Here is a 4,928-nt window from a genome sequence, read left to right on the forward strand (position 1 = left end):
GTTGCTCCGGGCGGCGGCCGGGCCGGCGGGTTCGACCGCTAGCGCGCCTCCCGACGCCGGCGCCGCAACTTCTCGAGCGCCTGTTCAACCACGGCCTCCGCCTCGTCAGGGCTGCGCCGTTCCTTCGCATACTCCAGATGGCTCTTGTAGGGCTCGTCGCTGCTGCGGGCGTCGGTGACGTACGCGCCCGGTTCCCTGGCCGCCGTCTGGCCGCAGTGCGGGCAGTCCCAGGACGGCGGGATGTCGGCTTCGCTCAGATTGGCGAAGACCGGCGTGGTCTCGTGTCCCTTCGGACACCAATACGTGACGGGAACCTTGGTCACCGGAACTACCGTCCGCCCGGTCACGGCCTGCCAGCCTGCGAGCCCGGCACCCGATTCGGAGCCCACCCGGACCGCGCGGAAAGAATTCGACGGATCAACCATGTTTGCTCCCCCGCTGAGAAGAATCGATGCCCCCTGCATCGGGCACCAGTCTACGGGTCGAACAGCGAAGGGTTAAGGGGTTGGGCCAAGTCGTCGGCCCGCCGGTCCCGGACAGCGGAGCCGGGAGCGGAGCCGGGAGCGGCGCCGGGAGCGGCGCCGGGCCCCGGAAGCGTCGGTCAGGATTCCGCGCTGAAACGCATCATGAGGCCCAGGGCCACGATGACCGTGCCCCAGACCAGCCCCAGGACCACCGTGAACCGGTTGAGGTTGCGCTCCGCGACGCCGGACGATCCCAGGCTGGTGGTCATGCCGCCGCCGAACATGTCGGACATGCCGCCGCCGCGCCCCTTGTGGAGCAGGATGAGCAGGGTCAGCAGCAGGCTCGTGATGCCGAGCAGGATTTGCAGCGTGATCTTCAGAGCTTCCACAGTGGCCTTTCGTCAGCTGTCGGGATATCCCAGTGGCGGGCAGACATCACTTTGTCAGCAGGTGTTGTTCGAACCTGACAATATTAGCAAATTCGCCTGCATCCAGGCTGGCGCCACCGACCAACACGCCGTCCACGTCGCGCTCGTTCAGGATCGCGGCCGCGTTCGCCGCCTTCACGGAGCCGCCGTAGAGCAACCGCACCCCGGCCGCCACGCTGTCATCGAAGAGGACGGCCATCTCCGCGCGGATGGCGGCGCACATCTCCTGGGCGTCCTCGGGACCGGCCACTTCCCCGGTGCCGATCGCCCACACCGGTTCGTAGGCGATGACCAACCAGGCGGCCTGACCGGCGTCCAGGCCTGCCACATCGGCCCGCAACTGACCCAGCGTGTGCTCCACATGGTTCCCGGCCTGGCGCACCGCGAGGCCTTCGCCGACGCACAGCACCGGGGTCAGCTTGTGCCGGTAGGCCGCCTTCAGCTTCCCGTTGAGCAACGTGTCGTCCTCGCCGTGGATCTCGCGCCGCTCGGAATGCCCGACCAGCACGTACCGGCAGCCCAGCTTGGCCAGGAACTGCCCGGAGATGTCACCGGTGTAGGCGCCGGCGTCGTGCGGCGAGAGGTCCTGGGCGCCGTAAACCAGCTTCAGATCGTCCCCATTGACCAGCGTCTGCACGCCGCGCAGATCGGTGAACGGCGGGAACACGGCGACCTCGACCCGGGCATAGTCGTGCCGGGCATCGCTGAGCGTCCACGCCAGTTTCTGCAAGAGGGTGATGCCCTGGACATGGTCCATGTTCATCTTCCAGTTGCCGGCGATCAGCGGGGTGCGGTCGAACTTTCCGTTGGTCGAGCTGGTCACTGAGGTCTCCATCTGTCGGGGGCGCCGCGGTGGACGCCGTGCTGAGCGGTGTGGCGGGGCAATCCGGAGGCGCCGCGCGGCGGCGCGGGCCTGGGCGATGCCGGCATCTCCTGCCGTCGGGGGCAGGAGATGCCGCTCGATCAGTTCTCCAGTGCCGCCAGGCCGGGCAGGGTCTTGCCCTCGAGGTATTCGAGGCTGGCGCCGCCGCCGGTGGAAATGTGTCCGAAGGCGCCGTCGTCAAAGCCGAGGGCACGCACAGCGGCGGCGGAATCGCCTCCGCCGACGACGGTGAAGCCGTCGCTGCCGGTGAGGGCCTTGGCGACCGTGCGGGTGCCGTTGGCGAAGGCGGCGAACTCGAACACGCCCATCGGTCCGTTCCAGAAGACGGTGTTCGCCGAGTGGATCTGGTGGGCGAAGGCCTCGGCCGACTCCGGGCCGATGTCCAGGCCGATGCCGGCGGAGCCAAACGATGCCGACTCGATGCTGTCCGCCGGGACCACTTCCCAGGCCGCATCGGCGGCAAACTTCTCGGCGACCACGATGTCGGTCGGCAGGATGAACGTGCAACCCAGTTCCTTGGCGCGTGCCAGATAGCCGCGCACGGTGTCCAGTTGGTCCTGCTCCAGCAGGCTGGAACCGACCTTGTAGCCCTGGGCCGCCAGGAAGGTGAAGACCATGCCGCCGCCGACCAGCAGGTAGTCGGCCTTGCCCAGCAGGTTCTCGATCACGGCCAACTTGTCCGAGACCTTGGATCCGCCCAGGACCACCACATACGGCCGCTGCGGCGCCTCGGTAAGCTTGTTCAGGACCTGGAGCTCCGTCCGCACGAGGTCGCCCTGGTAGGCCGGAAGCCGGCGGGCAATGTCGAAGACCGAAGCATGCTTGCGGTGGACGGCACCGAAGGCGTCGTCGACGTAGGCTCCGTCGGCGCCGGTCAGGGCGGCGAGTTCGGCGGCGAAGGCCTCCCGGTCGGCGTCGTCCTTGCTGGTTTCCCGGGGATCGAACCGCACGTTCTCCACCACCAGCACTTCCCCGTCCTGCAGCCGCGCGGCCGCCTCCCGGGCGGCCGGGCCCACCGTGTCCGCGGCGAACTTGACCGTAACCGGCGCCAGTTCCTTCAGCCGGGCGACGGCGGGGCGCAGCGAGAACTTCTCCTCGGGTGCGCCCTTGGGGCGGCCGAGGTGGGCCGTCACGACCACCCGCGCCCCGGCTTCCGCGAGCTTGACGATGACCGGCAGGGACGCCCGGATCCGCCCGTCGTCGGAGACCGCCAGGTCCGGGAGTTCGCCCTCCAAGGGGACATTCAGGTCCGAGCGGACCAACACGTGGCGTCCGCGGACCCCGGCGGCCAGCAGGGCATCAAGAGAATGTGCAGTCATTTCTTCCTTCGTGCGGAGGACGGGACGGGCGGGACCTAGGCCAGCTTCGAGGCGATCAGAGCCGTCAGGTCCACCAGGCGGTTGGAGTAGCCCCACTCGTTGTCGTACCAGCCAACAACTTTCACCTGATTACCCATTACCTTAGTCAGTCCCGAGTCGAAGATCGAAGACGCCGGGTCTGTGACGATATCCGAGGACACGATGGGGTCCTCCGTATACGTGATGATCCCGGCCCAGTGCGGGTCGCCGGCGGCCTCCTTGAACGCCGCGTTGACCTCTTCGACGTCGGTTTCGCGGGACACGGTGACGGTCAGGTCGGTCATCGAGCCCGTCGGCACCGGCACCCGGACCGCGAAACCGTCCAACTTGCCCTGCAGTTCCGGCAGGACCTGCCCGATGGCCTTCGCCGCGCCGGTTGATGTCGGCACCAGGTTGATGGCCGCCGCCCGGGCGCGCCGCAAGTCCCGGTGCGGCCCGTCCTGCAGGTTCTGGTCGGCGGTGTAGGCGTGGATGGTGGTCATGAGGCCGTGCTCGATGCCGAACTTCTCGTGGAGCACCTTCGCCATGGGCGCGAGGCAGTTCGTGGTGCAGGAGGCGTTCGAAATCAGGTGGTGGGAACCGGCGTCGTACTCGCCGTCGTTGACGCCCATCACGATGGTGATGTCCTCGTCCTTGGCCGGAGCCGAGATCAGGACTTTCTTCGCCCCGGCGTCGAGGTGCTTCCGGGCGCCGCCGCCCTTGTTGAACCTGCCGGTGGATTCGATCACGATGTCGACGCCGAGGTCGCTCCACGGCAGCGCGGCGGGTTCCTTTTCGGACAGGACGCTGACCTTCCGGCCGCCGACGATCAGGTTGCCGGCATCCACCTCGACCGTTTCTGCCAGCACGCCGAGCACGCTGTCGTATTTGAGCAGGTGGGCCAGGGTATGCGCATCGGTCAGGTCGTTGACCGCCACGACCTCCAGATCCGTGTCTTGCGCCAGGACGGCGCGGAAGTAGCTGCGGCCGATCCGGCCGAATCCGTTGATTCCAACTCGAGTAGTCATGAGCCTCTACCTCGTGGATGGGCCGTGACCGGAAGGGCTCCCCCGGTCCGTGCCCTTGTTGTTGGCCTGCTGGCCGGGTGGTCAGCGCGGAAGCGCCGGTGCGGGCGGCGGCGAAGCGGGCGGCGACGTCGGCCCGGTGGACGGTACCGGCGCGGTGTCCGCCGCCCCGGCCCCGTGGCTGGCATGCATGAAGTCGTTCAGTTCCATGATCCTCGCCCGGACGCGCCGTTCCAAGGCCGCGCAACCGTGGCCGGGGTGCAGTTCGTGCGTGCCCATGGTTCCCTCCAAACTGACGTGCCGTGCCTAGTCGTCCAGCATCTCCGGCGTCACGTTGGCTTCGGTCCCCGGGATGCGCAGCTCCAGCGCCCGCTTGTCCGCCATGGCCAGCAGGCGGCGGATCCGGCCGGCGATGGCGTCCTTGGTCATCGGCGGGTCAGCCAAGCGCCCGAGCTCGTCCAAGGAGGCCTGCTTGTGCGCCACCCGGAGTTCACCGGCGTAGCGCAGGTGCTCCGGCACTTCGTCGTCGAGGATCTCGAGGGCACGCTCCACGCGCGCGCCCGCCGCGACGGCGGCCTGGGCCGAGCGCCGCAGGTTGGCGTCGTCGAAATTGGCCAGCCGGTTCGCGGTAGCGCGTACTTCCTTGCGCATCCGGCGTTCTTCCCACACCATCAGCGCATCATGGGCGCCCATCCGGGTCAAGAGCGCCGCGATGCTGTCGCCGTCGCGGATGACAACCCGGTCCACGCCGCGCACCTCCCGGGCCTTGGCCGCGATCCCGAGCCGGCGGG

The 4,928-nt window shown here is 68.5% G+C and carries 7 protein-coding genes; all 7 read right to left on the reverse strand.

The features are described 5' to 3' along the window. Window positions 1-38: 38 nt before the first annotated feature. Window positions 39-425 (reverse strand): RNA polymerase-binding protein RbpA, encoded by a 387-nt coding sequence (locus tag AC5RUJ_RS10970; protein WP_493999641.1) that lies wholly within the window; start codon window positions 423-425, stop codon window positions 39-41. 176 nt (window positions 426-601) lie between these two features. Beyond that, window positions 602-853: a preprotein translocase subunit SecG gene (gene secG, locus AC5RUJ_RS10975; RefSeq protein WP_127515609.1), complete on the reverse strand. Its 252-nt coding sequence runs from the start codon at window positions 851-853 to the stop codon at window positions 602-604. A gap of 46 nt (window positions 854-899) precedes the next feature. Next, window positions 900-1,715 (reverse strand): triose-phosphate isomerase, encoded by an 816-nt coding sequence (gene tpiA, locus AC5RUJ_RS10980; protein WP_494127898.1) that lies wholly within the window; start codon window positions 1,713-1,715, stop codon window positions 900-902. A 140-nt stretch (window positions 1,716-1,855) separates the two neighbouring features. Next, window positions 1,856-3,094, reverse strand: a complete 1,239-nt coding sequence (locus AC5RUJ_RS10985) for a phosphoglycerate kinase (RefSeq protein WP_494127899.1) — start codon at window positions 3,092-3,094, stop codon at window positions 1,856-1,858. A gap of 35 nt (window positions 3,095-3,129) precedes the next feature. Beyond that, window positions 3,130-4,140 carry a type I glyceraldehyde-3-phosphate dehydrogenase gene (gap, locus tag AC5RUJ_RS10990; protein WP_494127900.1) on the reverse strand — a complete coding sequence of 337 codons (1,011 nt, stop codon included), beginning with the start codon at window positions 4,138-4,140 and terminating at the stop codon, window positions 3,130-3,132. 81 nt (window positions 4,141-4,221) lie between these two features. Further along, on the reverse strand, window positions 4,222-4,416 hold the full coding sequence (locus AC5RUJ_RS10995) for a hypothetical protein (protein WP_493999637.1): 195 nt from the start codon (window positions 4,414-4,416) through the stop codon (window positions 4,222-4,224). Window positions 4,417-4,443: 27 nt separating this feature from the next. Continuing rightward, window positions 4,444-4,928, reverse strand: a 485-nt coding sequence (gene whiA / locus AC5RUJ_RS11000) for a DNA-binding protein WhiA (RefSeq protein WP_494155862.1), incomplete at its 5' end; no start/stop codon positions are given.

This window comes from Arthrobacter sp. Y3223164 (assembly GCF_059091005.1).